Raw genomic sequence first — 20,353 nt, forward strand, 5'->3', positions numbered from 1 at the left:
CTCAATGGTACATGGGCGCATGGCGCATGTAAAGCGGGGGGATTGCACGTTTCACGCGTTTTTGTCTTTAAATTGCGGCTTTTTGGGCGTTTACTCGCCAGGCGGCGAATCAGCCGGGGTAAGACGGTTGCGGGACGAGTGTAAAGATCGCAGGGGCGCAGGGATTCTGCTGGCGGCCACCGCGCGCGGCTGCTATTGTCGCGCTTCTTTTCCCCAGCCCACCAGGAGTAGCGCTGATGGACTGTCGCAGCGACTGCGGCGCCTGCTGTATCGCGCCGTCAATATCCAGCCCGATCCCCGGCATGCCGAACGGCAAGCCCGCCAATACCCGCTGCATTCATCTGGATGAACAGCTGCGCTGCGGCCTGTTTCATTCGCCGCTGCGGCCGAAAGTGTGCGGCAGCCTGCAGCCGAGCCGCGATATGTGCCACGATCACCGCGATCAGGCGCTGATCTACCTCGCCAGGCTGGAAGCGGACACCGCGCCCTAAACTTCCCTCAGCTTCCACAGACACAGCGTCGCACCTGCCGCCATCGCCAGCGCGGCGTAAAATACCGCATGGTAGTTCCAGATTTCCGCCACCGCACCGGCGATGGCGCCGGCAATGACCCAGCCGACCCGAATGGTGTTGGTGAACAGCGTGGTGGCCGTGCCGGCCTGGCCGGGCATCAAATCCTGGAAGTAGAGCATGCCGATCCCCGCCAGCACGCCGATAAACGCCGCATTCAGCAGCTGCAGGGCGATGAGTTGCCAACTGCCGGTGATAAACAGCAGGCTGCAATAGAACAATACGCCGGCGACGGCGGCGCCGCGCATCAAACAACGCTTGCCGCAGCGTTTCGCCACCAGACCGGCGATCAGCATGATCGGGATTTCCAGCCCGGCGGCGGTGCCCATCAGCACGCCGACCAGCCGCTCCGGCAGCCGCAGTTCGTGCACCATATACAGCGGCATGTTGATCAGGTACATGCTGTTGGCGGTCCACATCAAAGTGCTGGCGCAAAACAGCAGTAGCGCATCGCGGCGATGCTGGCGCGGTGCGGCCAGGGGCGCACTCGCCGCGGCAGTTTTCGGCATGGAAGGCAGCCGTTTCCACACCAGCAGGCCGCACAGCACAAAGGCCGCCGCGCCCGCCAGATACATGGCCTTGAAGCCGAAGCCCAGCGCCAGCGCGAAGGCGATCGGCGGGCCAATGACCCAGGCGAGCGAGACCTGGGCGCGCATGATGGAGGTGAACATGACCGCCTCGCGGCCGGTGCGATCGGCGTGTTCGCGCGCCAGAGCGAACATTTGCGGGTTAGCGGTGGAGCCGAAGCTGGTGAGCAGTACGCCGACGAGCAGCAGCAGGTAATAGTTGCGGCTCCAGGCGAACAGCGTGAACCCCAGCGCACCCAGCATGCAACAGAGAAAAATCAGTGATTTGCGGTCGCCTTTTTTATCCGAGCGGCCGGCGAGAAACTGGCTGACCAGAATGCCGATCACCGCGCTGCCGGTAAAGAATAGCCCGACCAGCGCCGGCCGCACCTTGACCTCGGTTTCCAGAAACAGGCTCAGCGTCGGGGTTTGCAGGGCGCCGGCGATGCCGGTAAGAAACGCCACCGCCAAAAAGGCCAGCGAAGTGAGATCGGGCGCGCGTCGCGTTACTGCGGATGAAGTCGGCATGGTGGTTGAGAATTCGTCGAAAAAGGAAGGTCGCGCGCATCATACGCCCGTTGAAATGAAACGCAAACCGCTCCTTTGCGGCGAAGGGTAAACGGATATGTCGCGCGGCGACGAGAAAAAAGGGGCGCGTTGCGCCCCCTTGCTTGCTGGTAAATCAGGCGCCTTGCGGCACCGCGTGCGCGGTATTTTTCAGCGCCGGCCCCTGATATTTCTCGATCTGCAGCTGCGCCATCTGCCCGCAGTTGCCCTGCGCCAGGCTGGAAGAGCCGATGTCGAAGGTCAGGCAGTTGACGTTACCGTTCTTGCACAGCGAGCCGGGCTGCGCCGGATCGGCCGGATCGAACCAGGCGCCTTCGCTGATGCGCACCACGCCGGGCCGCACGTCTTCGCTGACCACCGCGCCCACCAGGATCTGGCCGCGATCGTTGTACGCCCGTACCAGATCGCCGCCACTGATGCCGCGCGGCTGCGCGTCCTGCGGGTGGATCAGGATCGCTTCACGATCCGCTACCGCGTATTTCTCGCGCAGCGGCGTGTTGTCGAGCTGAGAGTGCAGCCGGTTGGTCGGGTGCGCGGTATTGAGCGACAGCGGATACTTGGCCGCTTCCGGCCCGCGATACCACTCGTGCGGCGGCATCCAGGTCGGGATGCCGGGGCAATCCGCATAATGCATTTTGGCGATCGCGTCGGAGTAGATCTCGATCTTGCCCGACGGCGTGCCCAGCGGGTTCAGCAGCGGGTTGTCACGATAATCGGCGAAGCGCACCCACTGCTTATTGGCCTCGGGCACCGGGAAACGCACGTAGTTATTGGATTGCCAGAACATGTCGAACGGCGGCAGCGCCACCCGTGCGGCGCGCGCCTGGTTTTTCATGTCGTCATACATGCCTTTCAGCCACTGGGTTTCATCCTTGCCCTCGGTAAAGGCCTCCTGCACGCCCAGCCTGGCCGCCATCGCCGAGAAGATGTCAAAGTCACTGCGCGATTCGTGCTGCGGCGGCACGCATTGATGCATCGGGAACACATAGAGCTGCGAATAGTCACCCCCCATCTCCAGATCGTTGCGCTCGTAGCTGGTGGTGGCCGGCAGCACGATATCGGCATGCTTGGCGGTGGCGGTCCAATAAGGCTCGTTGACCACGATGGTGTCCGGCCGCTGCCAGGCTTTGACCAGGTTGTTGGTGTCCTGATGCTGGTGGAAGGTGTTGCCGCCCGCCATATACACCATTTTCACCTCGGGGTAGGTGACCTTGGCGCCGTTGAAGTCGATGGTTTTGCCTGGGTTGCTCAGGCATTCGGCGATGCGCGCCACCGGGATCGGCGCCGGTGAGTTTTTCGGCGCATTGCCGGCGGAGATGCCGGCGATGATGCCACCCTTGGCGGTCGGGCTGCCGCCGGACGAATAGTGGTAGCTGAAGCCGAAGCCGCCGCCCGGCAGGCCGATCTGGCCGAGCATCGCCGCCACCGTCACCAGCAGCCAGTGCTGCTGTTCGCCGTGGTGCTGGCGCTGAATGCCCCAGCCGCCCATGATCATGGTGCGATGCTTCGCCATTTCGCGCGCCAGACCGCGTAGCGTGTCGGCATCGACGCCGCTGATGTCGGCCGCCCATTCGGCGGTTTTCGCCACGCCGTCGCTCTCGCCCAGCAGGTAGGCCTGGAACTTGTCGAAGCCGACGGTATAGGTTTTCAGGAAGTCCGGATTATGCAGCTTCTCGGTCAGCAGCGTGTGGGCGATGCCGATCAGCATGGCGCCGTCGGTGTAAGGGCGCGGAGCGATCCACTGCGCATTGACGAACTTGGCGCTGTCGTTGTGCACCGGATCGATGCTGATCACCCGGGTGCCTTTTTTCTTCAGCGCCTCGAAGCCGGTCTGGCCGACGTGATCCGGCACGTTCCAGCTGTTTTTCAGCGTGACCATCGGGTTGCAGCCCCACAGGATCACCAGCTCGCTGTTTTCGATCACGTTCGGCCAGGCGGTCTGCTGTTCGTAGACCTCCATCGAGCCGACCACGTGCGACATGATCACCTGCGCCGCGCCGGTGGAGTAGTCGCCGGCGTAGCCGAGGAAGCCGCCGGTCAGGTTCATCAGGCGCTGCAGCAGCGTGCGGCTGTTGTGCAGCATGCCGACGCTTTTCCAGCCGTAGGAACCGGCGTAGATCGACTGCGGGCCGTGATCTTTCTGCAGGCGGGTGATCTCATTGCACACCAGCTCGGTCGCTTTGTCCCAGCTGACGCGCACCCACTCGTCGCGGCCGCGCAGCTCGGTGCGGCTGCCGGGGCCGCCTTCCAGCCAGCTTTTGCGCACCATCGGGTATTTGATGCGGTTCTCGGCGTGCACCTGATAAGGCGCCATGGTGATCAGCTCATTGGGATACGGGTCGTCCTGCACCGGCTGCACGCCGACCATCTTGCCGTCCTGCACGATGGCCTCAAACGCGCCCCAGTGGGCGCCGGTCAGGATGCCTTTTTGCGCCTGACGCAAGACGATGAACTGCGGCAGCGCTTCGCTGATGGCCTGCGCCAGCGCCGCTTTGGGCCATAAGCCCGCCAGCAGCGGGGCAGCGGTCAGCGCGGCGGCGCCGGTCAGAAAGCGGCGGCGGCTCATGGTTAACGGTTTTTGGTTGCTCATTGCGCTTCTCCCTTAAAGCTTGGCCGGTGCGGCAGGTGGCATGTCGCTGGCGTGTTTTTGTACGTATTGTGTCAGCACGCGCAGCTGTTCCTGCGTCAGCGAGGTGCGCGGCGCCATGCCTTTGATGACGCCGATCCATTGGTTGGCGTTGAAGCGATCGAGCGCGGTCAGCCCGTGGCAGCCGGTGCAGTTGGCCGACATCATGTCCGCGGCGTAGCGCCAGATTTTTTGCTGATCGTCGATCAGCTGCTTGCGCGGCAGCCACACCTGCAGAGAGACCTGATGCCAGACCAGGCCGGTTTCCGCATCGGTCTGGGTGGACGCGGTCTTCAGCTGTTTGCGCGCGTCTTCACCCAGCAGCACGCTGAGGATGCGCTTGCCCTGCGCGGCGTAGAACACTTCGCTGACCCCGTCTTGCTGCCAGCCGCTCACGGTGGCCAGCACCTTGTCGCCCTCCTGTTTCACCACCTGCACTTCGGTGGACGGCATCAGGTTGCCGGCATTATGGCTGTCGTCTGCGCTGAGGAAGAACGGTTCGGTGGCGATGGTGTAGAGGGTGGTGGCGCCCGGTGCGGTCAGCGCTGCGGCCTTGGCCAGCTCGGCGGCGCCAGCCTGGGTTTCGCCGCTCATGTCCGGCAGGATGTGGGCCACGCCTTTATGGCAGTCGATGCAGGTTTCGCCCTGTTTGATCGCCACCGGGTGCTGCAGGCGCGCCTCAGGGCGCTGGGCGGTGATGTCCATGGCGTCGTAGCTGTGGCAGGAACGGCAGGTGGCCGAATCGTTTTCTTTCAGCGTCTTCCAGACCGACTGCGCCATCGCCAGCTTGTGCGCTTCGTATTTTTCCGGCGTATCGATGGTGCCGACCATCTCGCCGTAGATGTCTTTTACCGCGCGGATCTTGGTCCACAGGTAATCGATCGGCTGATGGGGGACGTGGCAGTCGGCGCACTCGGCGCGGATGCCCTTGGTGTTTTGGAAGTGGACGCTGCCCTGATATTCGGCCAGCGGTTGTTGCATGGTGTGGCAGGAAACGCAGAAGGCGGTATCGCTGGTTTTATGGAATACGGTGGCAGTCCCGGCCAACAGCGCCGCGCCGAGGATAATCCCCAGCAGCAAAAGCCATAACCATCCCCACCGGCGCTTTTTTTCAAAGCCAGTCAGTTTTTTGCTCATGGTAAACCCGCTTATAATTATGAATTTAAAATAAAATCTTGCCAAAAGGCCACCGACCGGAGGTCAGAATGCCACGTCGATTGCAGGGGTAATAATAGAAGAGGGTTAACCCCATGGGGTTATCCGTAGTCAAAAAAATGGTTTATATCGCAAAAAATAGCGTTATATTCTAATTTATATAGCGGTGGGGCGGCGCAGCACGCGCTCGCGATGGGTCAGGCCGTGGGCAGATAGGCCTGGCCGCTCAGCCACAGGCGGATCGCTGTGCGGCTGGCTTCGAAATGGGGTTCCGGCAGAGAGTCTGGCGCGCACCAACGCCATTCGGCGCATTTTTCGGGTTCTTTCAGCTCGGCTTCGCCGCCGGGGTGATCCACCTGCAGGCAGATAGACACGGTGTGTTTGCCTTCGGCGTGCCAGGTTTGCAGATTGTTGCTGACGCCAACGAAGCGCGGCGGATCGATGATCAACCCGGTTTCTTCGGCAATTTCGCGCTGGGCGCACTGCTCGAAGGTTTCACCGGCATCCAGATGCCCGCCGGGGATAGACCAAAAGGGCGCATGGGAGCCGCAGCGTTTGCCCAACAAAATCTCACCTTGTGGGTTGACGATGATCACCCCGACGCCCGTCACTACGTTCATGCTTTTCTCCGTCAGCAAAGTTTCAGCACAGTATGTCATTTTGCCCTGGCGCTGACCAATGCGCCGGCAAAAGTGTGCGTAAGCTCAAAAATCTGCAATGGCGAAAGGGAGAAAACTTGCTTTCACATTGCGCTGCTTACACACTCCTTGAAACGTTTCAGCGTTATCCGACCGCTTGTGGGCAGCGGGTAGCGCTCCTTTTTCTCAATAAAGCTGAAACGATTCAATTCAGCAGGAGAGGAGAATCATGTTCCAGTTGTCACCGCAAGACATTCATCTGGGCGCCGCTGCCGCCGATAAGCAGGGGGCCATCCGTCAGGTGGCCGCCGCGCTGACCGAAGCCGGCTGCGTCAGCGCCGGTTACGTGGACGGCATGCTGCAGCGCGAACTGCAGACGTCCACCTACCTGGGCAACGGCATCGCCATTCCGCACGGCACCACCGATACCCGCGATCTGGTGTTGAAAACCGGCGTGCAGGTGTTCCAGTTCCCGCAGGGCATCGCGTGGGGGGAAGGCCAGACCGCCTATGTGGCGATCGGCATCGCCGCCCGTTCCGACGAGCATTTGGCACTGCTGCGTCAGCTCACCCACGTGCTGAGTGATGACAGCGTGGCGGAGCGGCTGGCGAAAACCACCTCCGCGGAAGAGCTGCGCAGCCTGTTGATGGGCGAACGGCAGAGCGCTGAATTCCAGTTCGACGTTTCGCTGATTGCGCTCGACGTCGCGGCCGACAGCCTGATGACGCTGCAGGCGCTGAACGCCGGCCGTCTGCAAAAAATCGGGGCGGTCAACGCGCAGTTCGTCAGCGATGTCATCACCCGCAGGCCGCTGAATCTGGGGCAGGGCATTTGGCTGAGCGACAGCGTTGAAGGCAACCTGGCCAGCGCGGCCACCGTCAGCCGCCCGGCGCAGGCTTTCGTGGAAGACGGCGAGCCGGTGGCGCTGCTGCTGACGGTGTCGGTCGCCGACGCGCAGCCGCTGGCGGTGCTCAACTACCTCAGCGATCTGCTGCTGGCCAACAAAGCTGAACGCTTGCTGAAGGCGGATGCCGCTGGGGTGCTGGCGCTGCTGACCAGCGACGTGGCGGAAGAGAGCAGCGTGCTGAGCGCCGAATTCGTGATCCGCAACGAGCACGGTCTGCACGCGCGGCCGGGCACGGCGCTGGTCAACGTGATCAAAAGTTTCAACAGTGACATCACCGTCACCAACCTGGACGGCAGCGGCAAGCCGGCCAACGGGCGCAGCCTGATGAAGGTGGTGGCGTTGGGCGTGAAGAAAGGGCATCACCTGCGCTTTACCGCCAATGGAGAAGATGCTGAAGCCGCGCTGAAGGCGATTGGCGAAGCGATTAATGAAGGACTGGGCGAGGGCGCAGCATGAGCAGAAGAGTAGCAACAATCACCCTGAACCCGGCGTACGATCTGGTGGGTTTCTGCCCGCAGATCGAGCGCGGGGAAGTCAACCGGGTAAAAACTGCCGGCCTGCACGCCGCCGGTAAGGGCATTAACGTCGCCAAAGTGTTGAAGGATTTAGGCATCGACGTCACCGTCGGCGGCTTCTTGGGCAAAGACAATCAGGACGGTTTCCAACTGCTGTTCAGCGATCTGGGGATCGCCAATCGCTTTCAGGTGGTGCCGGGCCGCACCCGCATCAACGTCAAGCTGACGGAAAAAGACGGCGAAGTGACCGATTTCAACTTCTCCGGTTTTGAAGTGACATCACAGGACTGGGATCGCTTCGTCAGCGACTCGCTGAGCTGGCTGGGCCAATTCGACATGGTGGCGGTGAGCGGCAGTCTGCCAGCCGGCGTCGATCCCGACGCCTTTACCGACTGGATGACCCAGCTGCGCGCCAAGTGCCCGTGCATCATTTTCGACAGCAGCCGCGAAGCGCTGGTCGCCGGGCTGAAGGCCTCGCCGTGGCTGGTGAAGCCGAACCGCCGCGAGCTGGAAATCTGGGCCGGTCGCCCGCTGCCGACGCTGGCGGACGTGGTCGAGGCCGCGCATGCGCTGCGTGAACAGGGCATCGCCCACGTGGTCATCTCCCTCGGCGCGGAAGGCGCGCTGTGGGTTAACGCCTCCGGCGCCTGGATCGCCAAACCGCCGTCCTGTGAGGTGGTCAGCACCGTGGGCGCAGGCGATTCGATGGTCGGCGGCCTGATTTACGGCCTGCTGATGCGCGAATCCAGCGAACACACTCTGCGTCTGGCCACGGCGGTAGCGGCGCTGGCGGTCAGCCAAAGCAACGTCGGCGTGACCGATCGTCCCCAGTTGGCCGCGATGATGGCGCGCGTCGATCTGAAACCTTTCAATCAATAGCAGGAGGCAGAATGAAAACGCTGCTGATGGTAGACAGTTCGCTGGGGCAGGCCCGTGGCCACCTGGCGAAACGCATGCTGGAGGCCGCCGCGGCCAAAACTGGCCTGACGCTGGTCGAGTCACTGCAGGACGCCGAACTGGTGGTGGTGGCGGGGCAGGCTGCTCCTGCTGACGCCGGGCTGAACGGCAAATTGGTGTATGTGGGCGATGTCGAACAGGCGGTGCGGGAACCGGATGCTTTTCTGGCGCGTGCCAAGGCCGAAGCTGAAACCTATCAGGTGCCGCAGGCGGCGGCACCGGTGAAAGCCAATGGGCAAAAACGCATCGTGGCGATCACCGCTTGCCCAACCGGCGTGGCGCATACCTTTATGGCGGCCGAAGCCATTGAAAGTGAAGCCAAGAAACGCGGCTGGTGGGTGAAGGTGGAAACGCGCGGTTCCGTCGGCGCCGGCAACGCCATCACCCCGGAAGAAGTGGCGGCGGCGGATCTGGTGATCGTCGCGGCGGACATCGAAGTGGATCTGGACAAGTTTGCCGGTAAGCCGATGTATCGTACTTCCACGGGTCTGGCGCTGAAGAAAACCGCGCAGGAACTGGACAAGGCGCAGGCCGAGGCGGAGGTGTTCCAGCCGCAGCAGCGCGGTAGCGCGGCGCCGGCGGCGAAAAAGAAAGAGGGCAGCGGCCCGTATCGCCACCTGCTGACCGGCGTGTCCTACATGCTGCCGATGGTGGTGGCCGGCGGTCTGTGCATCGCGCTGTCGTTCGTGTTCGGCATCAAGGCGTTTGAAGTCAAAGGCACGTTGGCGGCGGCGCTGATGCAGATCGGCGGCGGCTCCGCCTTTGCGTTGATGGTGCCGGTGTTGGCCGGTTTTATCGCCTTCTCCATCGCGGATCGTCCGGGCCTGACGCCGGGCCTGATCGGCGGCATGCTGGCGGTGAGCACCGGCGCCGGGTTCCTCGGCGGCATCATCGCCGGCTTCCTGGCGGGTTATGTCGCCAAGGCGATCAGCAGCAAGCTGCGCCTGCCGCAAAGTATGGAAGCGCTGAAGCCCATCTTGATCATTCCGCTGGTCGCCAGCCTGATCACCGGCCTCATCATGATTTACGTGGTCGGCACGCCGGTGGCGAAAATCATGGAAGGTCTGACCCATTGGCTGCAATCGCTGGGTACCGCCAACGCCGTACTGCTGGGGGCAATCCTCGGCGGCATGATGTGTACCGACATGGGCGGCCCGGTGAACAAAGCGGCCTACGCGTTTGGCGTGGCGCTGCTCAGCTCTTCGGTGTATGCGCCGATGGCGGCGATCATGGCGGCGGGCATGGTGCCACCGCTGGCGATGGGTCTGGCGACACTGCTGGCGCGCCGCAAGTTCCCGAAATCCGAACAGGAAGGCGGCAAGGCGGCGTTGGTGCTGGGGCTGTGCTTCATCACCGAAGGGGCGATTCCGTTCGCCGCCCGCGACCCGATGCGCGTGTTGCCGTGCTGCATCGCCGGCGGGGCGCTGACCGGCGCGCTGTCGATGGCCTTCGGCGCCAAACTGATGGCACCGCACGGCGGGCTGTTCGTGCTGCTGATCCCGGGCGCGATTTCGCCGGTGTTGCTGTACCTGGTGGCGATCGCCGCCGGTACGCTGCTGGCGGGCGTAGCTTATGCCCTGCTGAAACGTGCGGAAGTACCGGTTACCGCCGCGGCGTAAGCCTCGCGATACCGCAAAACGCGCAGCCCCGAGCTGCGCGTTTTTGTTTGTGCCTTAGGCAGTTAGCACGATTTACCCCTGGTCAGAAACCACAACGCTTTCTAAGCTGATAGCGCGACTTTGTTCCTGCGAACAAGCAATGACTCAAGGAGATTCATCCGTGGCTAAAAAAGTGGCGATCGTACTCACACCCGGTTTCGCCGATTGGGAATACGCGCTGATTGCCGGCGTTGGCGGCCCGTTTTATGAGCTGGAGGTGGCGTTTTTTGCGCCGCAGGCCGGAACGCTTCGCTCACAGGGCGGGCTGACGGTGGAGGTTGAAAAAAGCGTGGCCGAACTGGCGGATTGGCGCCCCGAGGTGCTGGTGGTGGTCGGCGGCACCCTGTGGGAAACCGAACGGGCGCCGGATATCCGCGCGTTGCTCAACGAGCAGTCTCAACGCGGCGCGACTCTGGCGGGCATTTGCGGCGGGACGTTGGCGTTGGCGCGGGCCGGCCTGTTGAACGGCAGGGCGCATACCTCCAACGCTGCCGAGTTCTTGACGGGCAATGTTGAGGGCTACAGCGGGCAGCGCCATTACGTTGCGAGCGCCGCCGCCGTCGTGGATGACCGTGTCATTACGGCACCAGGCTCGGCGCCGGTCAGCTTTACCACCGCGGTGTTTAGGGCGGCGGGCCTGGATGAAGAAACGCTGTGTCAGTTCGGCGCCATGCTGGCGGCAGAGCACACGGTGGGGGAAACCGCTCGCGCATAGGCGAGCGGCCAAGGGAGGGTTACTGCTGTGCTTTCAGCCAGGCGATCTCTTCCGCCCAGATATCCGGGTTTACCGTTTCCAGAATCAGCGGAATATTGTCGAAGCGCGGATCGCGCATGATGTAGCTGAACACCGTTTTGCCGATGTTGCCTTCCCCCAGGCTGTGGTGGCGGTCGACGCGGCTGTTGAACTCGCTCTTGGCGTCATTCAGGTGCATGCCGCGCAGGTAGTTGAAGCCGACGATGTCGCCCAACTGCTTGAAGGTGTGCTCGCAGTCTTCTTCGGTACGCAGATCGTACCCGGCGGCGAAGGCGTGGCAGGTGTCGATGCAAACGCCGACGCGGCTCTTATCTTCCACGCCGTCGATGATCGCCGCCAGATGTTCGAATTTGAAGCCCAGGTTGCTGCCCTGGCCGGCGGTGTTCTCGATCACCGCCGTCACGCCAGCGGTTTTATCCAGCGCGATGTTGATCGATTCGGCGATGCGCGCCAGGCACTTGTCTTCATCGATTTGCAGCAGGTGGCTGCCGGGATGGAAGTTCAGCAGCGTCAGCCCCAGCTGTTCGCAGCGCTGCAGTTCGTCGATAAACGCCTCGCGCGATTTTTCCAACGCCTCGGCCACCGGGTGGCCCAGATTGATCAGGTAGCTGTCGTGCGGCAGGATCTGCCCCGGCCCGAAGCCGTACTGGGCGCACGCGCTCTTGAACTTATCGATCACGTCGGCGGCCAGCGGTGCGGCCTTCCATTGACGCTGATTTTTGGTGAACAGGGCGAACGCGGTCGCCTCCAATTCGTGCGCGCGGATAACCGCCTGATCCACGCCGCCTGACGCGCTGACATGTGCACCGACAAACTTCATCTTCATTCTCCTGTGTTATCGGTGACATTATGGCATTGATGGCGGGCGGATTGAATGGCGAAAAGCGGCGGCCCGCCGAAGCGGACCGCCGAGGGGGATTACAGCAGGTGTTGCACCAGTTGGTTTATCGCGCCGCCGCCGACCAGCAGCCAGACGAACAGCAGCGTCGCCAGCAGAATCGGTTTCATCCCGGCCTGGCGCACGGCGCTGATGTGGGTGGTCAACCCCAGCGCCGCCATCGCCATCGCCAGCATCCAGGTATCGGCGGTGATCAGATGGCGCACCAGCGCGGCCGGCAGCAGGTTGAAGGAGTTCAGCCCGGCGACGGCGATAAACAGCACGGCGAACCACGGAATGGTGATGGCGGATTTTTCCGCCTTGCCTGCGCTGCCGCGGCTGATGTAGCCCGACAGCAGCAGCAGGAACGGCGCCAGCATCATCACGCGGATCATCTTGGCGATCACCGCCGCATTTTCGGCGTCCGGCCCGATGGCGTGCCCGGCGGCGACCACCTGAGCCACTTCGTGGATGGTGGAGCCGGCGTAAATGCCGAAGGTTTCCTGGCTGAACGGCAGCCACTGGAAGTGTTCATTCAACTGATACAGCCAGGGATAAACGAAAATAGCCAGGGTGCCGAATACCACCACGGTCGAGACCGCTACCGCCACTTTGCTGGAATCGGCCTTCAGCACCGGCTCGGTGGCCATCACCGCCGCCGCGCCGCAAATGCTGCTACCGGCGCCGATCAGTATCGCGGTCTGGCTGTCGATGCCGAACACTTTCTTGCCGAGCCAGCAGGCCAGCAGGAAAGTGGTGATCAGGGTCAGTGCGTCGATGATGATGCCGCTGGCGCCGACATCGGCGATCTGCTGAAAGGTCAGCCGGAAGCCGTAAAGGATAATCCCCAGACGCAGCAGCCGCTGTTTGGCCAGCTGTACGCCGCTGTGACAAACGGTTTGCCAGTGGGGGTACAGCGTGTTGCCCACCAGAATGCCGAGCAGGATCGCCAGCGTCAGCGCCCCCAGCCCCAGCTCCGCCACCCAGGGAATATCGCCGGCCCAGACGGCCAACGCGGTGAGCGCGCCGGTCAGCGCCAGCCCCGGCACCAGCCGTGGCAGGCCAAACAGCGGAAAGCGTCGCTCGGGATAGGTGTGAGTGGTATCAGTCGCCATAAAAGTCAGTCCTTCAGTCTGTTTCTTGCTGCTAAGAGTACGTTTGGGCTGAATAAAAGAGAAATTGATTATATATTTATAACCTATCTGAATAAGTGGTATGGGATCAGGCATTGGCATAACGCCGCATTGCGGCTAGGGTGTGGAGGAGCGGCGAGCCGCCGTCAACTTTCCAACTAACAGGAGCAGGCGATGGATACCGACGATCAACGCAGAGAGCAGGTAGATCAGGAAGTGGGGCGCGCGGTGCGGCGGTTGATTGAAGAAAACAAGGCGATCGACCGCGATCACCTGGTGGCGATGCTGCAATTGATACTGCGGGACGAAGCCGGCACGCCGCGCGAGCCGGTGCTGGTCGCGGCGGCGCAGCTGGTCGCGTTGGGCAAATAGCGCGCCGATCTGGCCGCAAACAGGGTAGCCTGGCCGGGCTGCCCACATCACCATGTTGGGTTCTCTGGCAGAACCTTCTTTCAATACCGGGACGGCTATGCATATCACGTTGCGTCAACTGGAAGTTTTCACCGAAGTGCTGAAAAGCGGTTCGACCACTCAGGCCTCGGTGGTGCTGGCGCTGTCGCAGTCGGCGGTCAGCGCGGCGCTGGCGGATCTGGAGGGGCAGCTGGGCGTGCAGCTGTTCGATCGCGTCGGCAAACGGCTGGTGATCAACGAGCACGGCCGGTTGCTGTATCCCAAGGCGCTGGCGCTGTTGGAACAGGCGGGGGAGATAGAGCAGCTGTTCCGCCATGACGGCGGGGCGCTGCGCATCGCCGCCAGCAGCACCATCGGCAACTACATGCTGCCGGAGATGATCGCCCGTTACCGTCGGGATTTTCCGGCCACGCCGCTGGAGCTGAACGTTGGCAACAGCCAGGACGTGATCGTAGCGGTGGCGGATTTTCGCGTCGATTTGGGGCTGATCGAAGGGCCTTGCCATATGCCGGAGCTGGTGACGCAGCCGTGGCTGGAGGACGAGCTGGTGGTGTTTGCCGCGCCGGACAATCCCTTGACCCACCAACCGCCGACGCTGGAGGCGCTGGCCAATGCGCCTTGGATCCTGCGCGAGCGTGGTTCGGGCACCCGCGAGGTGCTGGATCATCTGCTGTTGGCGCACCTGCCGCACTTCCAGCTGGTGATGGAACTCGGCAACTCGGAGGCGATCAAGCACGCGGTGCGGCACGGTATCGGCATCAGCTGCCTGTCGCGGCGCGTGGTGGCAGAACAGCTGGCCAGCGGCGCACTGGTAGAACTGCCGGTGCCGCTGCCGCCGCTGCGGCGCACCCTGTACCTGATCCGCCATCGGCAAAAGCACATTTCCAACGCCTTGCAGCGTTTTCTCAGCTATTGCGCGCTGTAATCGACAGCGCGTCACGTCCTCTGCTGCTGCGCAGGCCGAAGAAAGCATAAAAACCTGCGCGCGCTCACATTAATGAGAGTAAGTAAGGCCATAAGGGCCGCGGCTAATAATTGCCTCTGAATTATGAAGCTATCTTATATCAGTGCAATGTTGCTAGTTCACCGGCGGGTATTTGTTACAATCCGCCCTCATTTTTTCAAAGAGCAGATAGGGTACGAATGGCTCAGCAGGATATAAAAACATCGGGGCAGCAAGCACCCGGATTGCGCCGCGAGCTGAAAGCCCGGCATTTGACCATGATCGCCATCGGCGGCTCCATCGGCACCGGCCTGTTTGTGGCCTCGGGGGCCACGGTTTCTCAGGCAGGCCCCGGCGGGGCGCTGCTGTCTTACGCTCTGATCGGTTTGATGGTGTACTTCCTGATGACCAGCTTGGGCGAACTGGCGGCCTTTATGCCGGTCTCCGGTTCATTCTCCACTTACGGCGCCAAATACGTGGAAGAAGGCTTCGGCTTCGCGCTGGGCTGGAACTACTGGTACAACTGGGCGGTGACCATCGCCGTTGACCTGGTGGCCTCGCAGTTGGTGATGAACTACTGGTTCCCGGACACCCCAGGTTGGATCTGGAGCGCCTTGTTCCTCGGTCTGATGTTCCTGCTGAACTACATTTCGGTGAAAGGGTTCGGCGAGGCGGAATACTGGTTCGCGTTAATCAAGGTCAGCACGGTGATTATCTTCATCGCCGTCGGTGTGCTGATGATCGTCGGCATTCTGAAGGGCGGCGAGCATGCCGGCTGGCAGAACTGGACGGTAGGAGATGCGCCGTTTGCCGGCGGCTTCTCGGCGATGATCGGCGTGGCCATGATCGTCGGCTTCTCGTTCCAGGGCACCGAGCTCATCGGTATCGCGGCCGGCGAATCGGAGAATCCGGGTAAAAACATCCCACGCGCAGTGCGTCAGGTGTTCTGGCGTATCCTGCTGTTCTATATCTTCGCCATTCTGATCATCAGCCTGATCATTCCGTACACCGATCCGAGCCTGCTGCGCAACGACGTGAAAGACATCAGCGTCAGCCCGTTCACCCTGGTGTTCCAGCATGCCGGCCTGTTGTCGGCGGCGGCGGTGATGAACGCGGTGATCCTGACGGCGGTGCTGTCGGCCGGTAACTCGGGCATGTACGCATCGACTCGCATGCTGTACACCCTGGCATCGGAAGGCAAGGCGCCGCGCATTTTCGCCAAGCTGTCGAAAGGCGGCGTGCCGCGTAACGCGCTGTATGCGACCTGCGTGGTGGCTGGCCTGTGCTTCCTGACGTCAATGTTCGGCAACCAGTCGGTTTACCTGTGGCTGCTCAATACCTCGGGCATGACCGGTTTCATCGCCTGGTTGGGCATCGCTATCAGCCACTACCGTTTCCGTCGCGGTTACATGCTGCAGGGGCGCGATCTGAACGATTTGCCGTACCGTTCCGGGTTCTTCCCACTGGGGCCGATCTTCGCCTTCGTGCTGTGCCTGATCATTACCCTGGGCCAGAACTACCAGGCCTTCCTGCAAGATAAGATCGACTGGTATGGCGTGACCGCGACCTACATCGGCATTCCATTGTTCCTGCTGATCTGGTTCGGTTACAAGCTGTCGCAAGGCACCCGTGTCGTGAAGTACAGCGAAATGGAATTCCCGAAGATGGACGTGAAGTAATTTTCGGTGAGTGATACGCGGCGGGGGTTCCCGCCGCGTTTGGCTTTACTTTTTCCCGCCTTTGGCTTCCGCCAGCGCCTGCTGCGCCGAACTCATCAAATCTTCCACCGTCGCATAATGCTGCGTCAGCGCCACAATGCCAGCGTTGAGCTGCATGTTCACCTCGCCGAACGCGCCAAAATCGTAAGGTGCCTCCAGCGGCGGCACGATGCGCGCCAGGAATTCGCTTTCCGCGCCGTAGGGCAGATCGTGCACCAGAATCAAAAACAGGCCGCCGGTATAGCGGCAGACGTAGTCGCTCGGGCGGATCAGCGTCTTGAGACGCTCGCCGACGGTGCGCAGTACGTCGTCGCCGATCTGGACGCCGTGGCTTTGGTAGAGCGCCGCCAGCGGACCGAACTCAAGAATGAACAGGTGAGAGATCGTCTGTGCCGCTGCGGGGCGGCAGATGCTGCGCATCACCACCTCGCCGCCCGCTCGGTTGAGGAAGCCGGTCAGGCGATCGCGGTGCGACGCCTGCTGCTTCTCCCAGGCCAGCGTGACGTGCTGCACCAGTTGGCGGTGGTAGCGTGCGATCATGCCATGGGCCAGCACCAGCCACAGCGGCGCGAGGTCCGCCAGGACAAACAGATTTTGCACGCGCGACAGCGGTGCCGCCAGCAGGTAAGGCAGCGTCAGCGCGATCACCTCAAGCAGCGCGAAGCGTGGCGCGGCGGCGTGGCGCTGCATCAGCCAGCAGGCCAGAGCGGTGATGGTGAGGCCGGCGAAAAGTATTAAAACGAAGCGGCCCGACAGCATCGCCAGCGCGGCGCTGGCGCCGACCAGCAGCGCCCACAGCAACACCGTCACCAGCATGGCGTCCGGCCAGGCGGGTTGACGCCGGCGCGCCAGCCAGGCTCGCCCGGCGGTCAACAGCAGCAACAGCAGCAGCAGGCCGATACCGACCAGCGGTCGGTTCAGCCAGGCGTACCCCACCAACAGCGCGACCGGCCCTGCGGCATTCAGCCAGGGAGTGAGAGGAGAGGGCGTCAGCGTGAGACGCAGCTGGCGTTGAAACGGCTCGTCATCGGCCTGCAGCGGGCTGTATAACAGCCAGTTCAGCAGCGCCGGACGTTTGGGCGTTGTCGCCGGAGATGGACTTCTCATTACAGCCTCGTCAATAAGGCCGCTCTTGCGGCGGCCTGAAGGTTTTTTGCACGCGCGGTGCTGTGGCTTTGGATTCTATGTGGTTTTGCCGTTATTTGTCAGAGTCTGGTCGGATCAGGGATCACTTTCAGAATAATGAACCTACTGGCCGCTGGCGGGGGTAAGCGTGGTGGTTTGAAAAATGGCGTGTAAAAACAAATTGTTACATTTATATAACGCTGTTTTCACCGATTGATATGATTGATAAGTATTATCGTTTGCTTTATTGTGGACGGCTGCGCGCAGGCTGCTGCCGCACACTTTCCGGTTCACGGCGGACGCCTTCGCGCCGCTGTCATGATGGTTGTAACAGGTATCTTAACGAATGAGCGTATCCACCGATCCCATGACTGACGCCAAGGGGCAACCCAACGCCGGCGTGATGGGGCGTTATCAGCATATTCTTCGCCATCGCCTGATGATGATGGGCGTGTTGGCACTGGCGATCCTGGGCTCGCTGCTGCTGGATTTCACCATGGGGCCGTCCGGCCTGTCGCTGTCGTCCTTATGGCACACGCTGCTTGACCCCGCCGCGGCCGATGCCGGCACGCGGGTGATCGTCTGGGACATCCGATTGCCTTACGCGCTGATGGCGGTGGTGGTGGGCTTTGCGCTCGGCCTGGCCGGGGCGGAGATGCAGACCATCCTGAATAACCCGCTGGCCAGCCCCTTTACCCTCGGGGTCTCTTCCGCCGCGGCCTTTGGCGCCGCGCTGGCGATCGTGCTTGGCATCGGCATTCCGGGGATTCCCGACCAGTGGTTCATCTCCGCCAACGCCTTTATCTTCGCGCTGTTCGCTGCGCTGATGCTCGACGGCATCACGCGCTGGACGCGGGTCGCCACCTCCGGCGTGGTGCTGTTCGGCATCGCGCTGGTGTTTACCTTCAACGCGCTGGTCTCGATGATGCAATTCATCGCCAGCGAGGACACGCTGCAGGGGCTGGTGTTCTGGACCATGGGCAGCCTGGCGCGCGCCTCGTGGGACAAACTGGGCATTCTGTTCGGGGTGTTCGCCGTGCTGCTGCCGCTGTCGATGATGAGCTCGTGGAAACTGACCGCGCTGCGTCTGGGGGAAGACCGGGCGGTGAGCTTCGGTATCGACGTGCGTCGTCTGCGTTTGACCACGCTGCTGCGCATCAGCATGCTTTCGGCGCTGGCGGTGGCGTTCGTCGGGCCGATCGGCTTTATCGGCCTGGTGGCGCCGCACATCGCCCGCATGATCTTCGGCGAAGATCACCGTTTCTACCTGCCGGCCAGTGCGCTGATTGGCGCGCTGGTGTTGTCGATGGCCTCGGTGGCGTCGAAAAACCTGGTGCCCGGCGTGATCATTCCGGTGGGCATCGTCACGTCGCTGGTCGGGGTGCCGTTCTTCCTGAGCATTATTCTGCGCCATCGGGGGAACGTATGATCCAGGGTTTACGGATAGAAAACTTCTCGGCGGGCTACCCGAAACGCCAGGTGATCGACAATCTCTCGGTGCCGATGCTGCCGCGCGGGCAAATCACCGTGCTGCTGGGGCCGAATGGCAGCGGCAAATCGACGCTGCTGCGCTCGCTGGCCGGGCTGAACCCGGCGCAGGGCAAGCTGTGGCTGGACGACGGCGATCTGATGCAGATGCCGTTCGCCCGTCGGGCGGAGAAAGTGGTGTACCTGCCGCAGTCGCTGCCTGCTGGGGTGCATCTGCACGTGCTGGAGTCGATCATCGTGGCGCAGCGCGCCTCGGGCGGCCGCAGCAACGCCGGCAGCGAAGCGGAAGTGATGGCTTTGCTGGAACAGCTGGGCATCGCCCACCTGGCGCTGAGCTATCTCGATCAGCTGTCCGGCGGCCAGAAACAGCTGGTGGGGTTGGCGCAGTCGCTGATCCGTCAGCCGTCGCTGCTGCTGCTGGATGAGCCGCTGAGCGCGCTCGATCTCAACTACCAGTTCCACGTGATGGATTTGGTGCGCCGCGAAACCCGCAAGCGCAATATCGTGACGGTGGTGGTGGTGCATGACATCAACATCGCGCTGCGTCACGGCGACCACGTGCTGATGCTGCAGGATGGCGATCTGATCGCCGATGGCGCGCCGGATCAGGTGATTACGCCGCAGAGCCTGGCGCGGGTCTACGGCGTGCGCGGGCGCATCGAGCGTTGCTCGCAGGGCACGCCGCAGGTGCTGATAGACGGTCTGGTGAACCAGCCGACGATTTAACCCAAGAAAAAGCCCGGCATCGCCGGGCTTTCTTTATCGCGCAGCGTGGTTTAGGGCCTCGCTCACGCGTTCGACGACGTGCTGGGCGGTGACGATGCCGCCGGACAGATACACCTCGGCTGCCGGCAGGTAGACCACCTGGCCTTTTTTCACCGCCGTGGTTTTCTTCAGCGCGGTGCCGGTGAGGATTTTCTGCGGTGCCACCGCGTTCGGCCGCCCGGTCGCGGCGTCTCTGTCGATGACGAACAGCCAGTCAGGATTCAGTTTGGCGACCTGCTCAGGTGTCAGCTTGTTGCCGCGCACGTCTTTTTCGTCGGACTGCAGCGCGGACGAGAAGCCGAGGGCGTCATAGACGAAGCTGAAACGGCTCTTGGGCGCGTAAGCGCTGATCTTGCCGCCGGAGAACAGCACCACCAGCCCACGCCCGGCCTGGGTGGCCTGTGGTTTGACTGCGGCGATCTGCGCATCCAGCTTATCGATCGCCGCCTGCGCCTGTTGCTGCTTATCGAACAGCTCGCCCAACTGCAGGGTGCGCTGTTTCAGGCTGCCCAACTGATCCTGCTGATCGACGGACATGTTCAGCGTCGGTGCCAGCGCGTTCAGCTCGTCATAAGCTTTGGACGCCCGGCCGGCGATCAGGATCAGGTCCGGCTTGGCGGCGCGCAGCACGGCCATATCCGGTTCGAACAGGGTGCCGGCATTGAGGTATTTGTCATCCTGATAGCGCTTCAGGCTATCCGGAAAGTTCTTGCGGTTGCCGGGCAGCGCCAGCGGTTCGACGCCCAGCAGCTGCAGCGTTTCCAACGACGCGTAATCCAGCACCACGATGCGCTGCGGGTGCTTCTTCACCTCGGTGCTGCCGTTCAGGTGCTGGACGTTGACGGTGGCCGGGGTAGCGGCTACCGGCGTATCGGTTTTGCTGTGGCAACCCGCCAGCGCCATTGCGGCTAGCAGGGCGATCATCAGGGGGGAGCGGCGTAATCTCATGGAGCTTCCTCACGGTGATGGAATGAAAAGGGC

The 20,353-nt window shown here is 62.4% G+C and carries 18 protein-coding genes; 10 read left to right on the top strand and 8 right to left on the bottom strand.

Annotated elements, in window-relative coordinates:
- Nucleotides 1–236: 236 nt before the first annotated feature.
- Entirely contained in the window at nucleotides 237–491 is a 255-nt protein-coding gene (locus ACJ8J5_RS01410) for a YkgJ family cysteine cluster protein (RefSeq protein WP_019453627.1), read from the top strand.
- On the opposite strand, the gene ACJ8J5_RS01415 is transcribed toward ACJ8J5_RS01410, so the two are convergent.
- From ACJ8J5_RS01415 to ACJ8J5_RS01430, 4 genes are all read right to left on the bottom strand, one after another.
- Nucleotides 488–1,663 carry a sugar efflux transporter gene (locus ACJ8J5_RS01415; protein ID WP_414105081.1) on the bottom strand — a complete coding sequence of 392 codons (1,176 nt, stop codon included), beginning with the start codon at nucleotides 1,661–1,663 and terminating at the stop codon, nucleotides 488–490. The two genes, ACJ8J5_RS01410 and ACJ8J5_RS01415, sit on opposite strands and share 4 nt — an antisense overlap.
- Before the next feature lie 154 nt (nucleotides 1,664–1,817).
- Nucleotides 1,818–4,292, bottom strand: coding sequence for a trimethylamine-N-oxide reductase TorA (torA, locus tag ACJ8J5_RS01420; RefSeq protein WP_414105082.1), 2,475 nt, complete (start codon nucleotides 4,290–4,292; stop codon nucleotides 1,818–1,820).
- A 12-nt stretch (nucleotides 4,293–4,304) separates the two neighbouring features.
- Nucleotides 4,305–5,465 carry a NapC/NirT family cytochrome c gene (locus ACJ8J5_RS01425; protein ID WP_043136424.1) on the bottom strand — a complete coding sequence of 387 codons (1,161 nt, stop codon included), beginning with the start codon at nucleotides 5,463–5,465 and terminating at the stop codon, nucleotides 4,305–4,307.
- 215 nt (nucleotides 5,466–5,680) lie between these two features.
- Nucleotides 5,681–6,103 (bottom strand): nucleotide triphosphate diphosphatase NUDT15, encoded by a 423-nt coding sequence (locus ACJ8J5_RS01430; protein ID WP_043136420.1) that lies wholly within the window; start codon nucleotides 6,101–6,103, stop codon nucleotides 5,681–5,683.
- A gap of 247 nt (nucleotides 6,104–6,350) precedes the next feature.
- On the opposite strand from ACJ8J5_RS01430, the gene fruB reads away from it, so the two are divergent.
- From fruB to ACJ8J5_RS01450, 4 genes are all read left to right on the top strand, one after another.
- Nucleotides 6,351–7,484, top strand: coding sequence for a fused PTS fructose transporter subunit IIA/HPr protein (gene fruB, locus ACJ8J5_RS01435; RefSeq protein WP_049294865.1), 1,134 nt, complete (start codon nucleotides 6,351–6,353; stop codon nucleotides 7,482–7,484).
- Complete coding sequence (gene fruK / locus ACJ8J5_RS01440; protein ID WP_043136417.1) at nucleotides 7,481–8,422, top strand: 1-phosphofructokinase; 942 nt, start codon at nucleotides 7,481–7,483, stop codon at nucleotides 8,420–8,422. The genes fruB and fruK overlap by 4 nt, the downstream gene beginning before the upstream one ends.
- Before the next feature lie 11 nt (nucleotides 8,423–8,433).
- Nucleotides 8,434–10,119 carry a PTS fructose transporter subunit IIBC gene (gene fruA, locus ACJ8J5_RS01445; protein WP_060433639.1) on the top strand — a complete coding sequence of 562 codons (1,686 nt, stop codon included), beginning with the start codon at nucleotides 8,434–8,436 and terminating at the stop codon, nucleotides 10,117–10,119.
- A gap of 160 nt (nucleotides 10,120–10,279) precedes the next feature.
- A complete protein-coding gene (locus ACJ8J5_RS01450; RefSeq protein WP_197835093.1) occupies nucleotides 10,280–10,873 on the top strand; it encodes a DJ-1/PfpI family protein in 594 nt (197 codons plus the stop codon).
- Between the two features lie 19 nt (nucleotides 10,874–10,892).
- Here the strand turns inward: ACJ8J5_RS01450 and nfo are convergent, their stop codons facing one another.
- A complete protein-coding gene (gene nfo, locus ACJ8J5_RS01455; protein WP_049205268.1) occupies nucleotides 10,893–11,732 on the bottom strand; it encodes a deoxyribonuclease IV in 840 nt (279 codons plus the stop codon).
- Nucleotides 11,733–11,830: 98 nt separating this feature from the next.
- The gene (locus tag ACJ8J5_RS01460; RefSeq protein ID WP_151428912.1) at nucleotides 11,831–12,904 is read right to left on the bottom strand and encodes a YeiH family putative sulfate export transporter; all 1,074 of its coding nucleotides are present in this window, start codon (nucleotides 12,902–12,904) and stop codon (nucleotides 11,831–11,833) included.
- 192 nt (nucleotides 12,905–13,096) lie between these two features.
- Between ACJ8J5_RS01460 and ACJ8J5_RS01465 the strand changes: the two genes are divergently transcribed.
- The 3 genes from ACJ8J5_RS01465 to ACJ8J5_RS01475 all read left to right on the top strand — a co-directional run bounded on the left by ACJ8J5_RS01465 (nucleotide 13,097) and on the right by ACJ8J5_RS01475 (nucleotide 15,955).
- A complete protein-coding gene (locus ACJ8J5_RS01465; protein ID WP_141998550.1) occupies nucleotides 13,097–13,294 on the top strand; it encodes a hypothetical protein in 198 nt (65 codons plus the stop codon).
- Nucleotides 13,295–13,391: 97 nt separating this feature from the next.
- Complete coding sequence (gene yieE / locus ACJ8J5_RS01470; protein ID WP_025303536.1) at nucleotides 13,392–14,258, top strand: DNA-binding transcriptional regulator YeiE; 867 nt, start codon at nucleotides 13,392–13,394, stop codon at nucleotides 14,256–14,258.
- A 218-nt stretch (nucleotides 14,259–14,476) separates the two neighbouring features.
- A complete protein-coding gene (locus ACJ8J5_RS01475) occupies nucleotides 14,477–15,955 on the top strand; it encodes an amino acid permease (RefSeq protein ID WP_025303535.1) in 1,479 nt (492 codons plus the stop codon).
- 45 nt (nucleotides 15,956–16,000) lie between these two features.
- Here the strand turns inward: ACJ8J5_RS01475 and ACJ8J5_RS01480 are convergent, their stop codons facing one another.
- Nucleotides 16,001–17,101 carry a GGDEF domain-containing protein gene (locus ACJ8J5_RS01480; protein WP_060433633.1) on the bottom strand — a complete coding sequence of 367 codons (1,101 nt, stop codon included), beginning with the start codon at nucleotides 17,099–17,101 and terminating at the stop codon, nucleotides 16,001–16,003.
- 364 nt (nucleotides 17,102–17,465) lie between these two features.
- Between ACJ8J5_RS01480 and ACJ8J5_RS01485 the strand changes: the two genes are divergently transcribed.
- On the top strand, nucleotides 17,466–18,548 hold the full coding sequence (locus tag ACJ8J5_RS01485; protein ID WP_025303533.1) for a FecCD family ABC transporter permease: 1,083 nt from the start codon (nucleotides 17,466–17,468) through the stop codon (nucleotides 18,546–18,548).
- Nucleotides 18,545–19,333, top strand: a complete 789-nt coding sequence (locus ACJ8J5_RS01490) for an ABC transporter ATP-binding protein (protein WP_025303532.1) — start codon at nucleotides 18,545–18,547, stop codon at nucleotides 19,331–19,333. Before ACJ8J5_RS01485 ends, ACJ8J5_RS01490 begins: the two co-directional genes overlap by 4 nt.
- Before the next feature lie 33 nt (nucleotides 19,334–19,366).
- Here ACJ8J5_RS01490 and ACJ8J5_RS01495 read toward each other — a convergent pair whose 3' ends face one another.
- Entirely contained in the window at nucleotides 19,367–20,320 is a 954-nt protein-coding gene (locus ACJ8J5_RS01495; RefSeq protein WP_414105083.1) for a siderophore ABC transporter substrate-binding protein, read from the bottom strand.
- Between the last annotated feature and the right edge of the window lie 33 nt (nucleotides 20,321–20,353).

The sequence above is a fragment of the Serratia sp. CY43202 genome, assembly GCF_052168755.1.
GTDB lineage: Bacteria > Pseudomonadota > Gammaproteobacteria > Enterobacterales > Enterobacteriaceae > Serratia > Serratia bockelmannii.

Excerpts from the sequence above, each read along its gene's own strand:
- ACJ8J5_RS01410 (WP_019453627.1), top strand. The coding sequence starts at position 237 with ATGGACTGTCGCAGCGACTGCGGCGCCTGCTGTATCGCGCCGTCAATA.
- ACJ8J5_RS01415 (WP_414105081.1), bottom strand. The coding sequence starts at position 1,663 with ATGCCGACTTCATCCGCAGTAACGCGACGCGCGCCCGATCTCACTTCG.
- torA (WP_414105082.1), bottom strand. The coding sequence starts at position 4,292 with ATGAGCAACCAAAAACCGTTAACCATGAGCCGCCGCCGCTTTCTGACC.
- ACJ8J5_RS01425 (WP_043136424.1), bottom strand. The coding sequence starts at position 5,465 with ATGAGCAAAAAACTGACTGGCTTTGAAAAAAAGCGCCGGTGGGGATGG.
- ACJ8J5_RS01430 (WP_043136420.1), bottom strand. The coding sequence starts at position 6,103 with ATGAACGTAGTGACGGGCGTCGGGGTGATCATCGTCAACCCACAAGGT.
- fruB (WP_049294865.1), top strand. The coding sequence starts at position 6,351 with ATGTTCCAGTTGTCACCGCAAGACATTCATCTGGGCGCCGCTGCCGCC.
- fruK (WP_043136417.1), top strand. The coding sequence starts at position 7,481 with ATGAGCAGAAGAGTAGCAACAATCACCCTGAACCCGGCGTACGATCTG.
- fruA (WP_060433639.1), top strand. The coding sequence starts at position 8,434 with ATGAAAACGCTGCTGATGGTAGACAGTTCGCTGGGGCAGGCCCGTGGC.
- nfo (WP_049205268.1), bottom strand. The coding sequence starts at position 11,732 with ATGAAGTTTGTCGGTGCACATGTCAGCGCGTCAGGCGGCGTGGATCAG.
- ACJ8J5_RS01460 (WP_151428912.1), bottom strand. The coding sequence starts at position 12,904 with ATGGCGACTGATACCACTCACACCTATCCCGAGCGACGCTTTCCGCTG.
- ACJ8J5_RS01465 (WP_141998550.1), top strand. The coding sequence starts at position 13,097 with ATGGATACCGACGATCAACGCAGAGAGCAGGTAGATCAGGAAGTGGGG.
- yieE (WP_025303536.1), top strand. The coding sequence starts at position 13,392 with ATGCATATCACGTTGCGTCAACTGGAAGTTTTCACCGAAGTGCTGAAA.
- ACJ8J5_RS01475 (WP_025303535.1), top strand. The coding sequence starts at position 14,477 with ATGGCTCAGCAGGATATAAAAACATCGGGGCAGCAAGCACCCGGATTG.
- ACJ8J5_RS01480 (WP_060433633.1), bottom strand. The coding sequence starts at position 17,101 with ATGAGAAGTCCATCTCCGGCGACAACGCCCAAACGTCCGGCGCTGCTG.
- ACJ8J5_RS01485 (WP_025303533.1), top strand. The coding sequence starts at position 17,466 with ATGAGCGTATCCACCGATCCCATGACTGACGCCAAGGGGCAACCCAAC.
- ACJ8J5_RS01490 (WP_025303532.1), top strand. The coding sequence starts at position 18,545 with ATGATCCAGGGTTTACGGATAGAAAACTTCTCGGCGGGCTACCCGAAA.
- ACJ8J5_RS01495 (WP_414105083.1), bottom strand. The coding sequence starts at position 20,320 with ATGAGATTACGCCGCTCCCCCCTGATGATCGCCCTGCTAGCCGCAATG.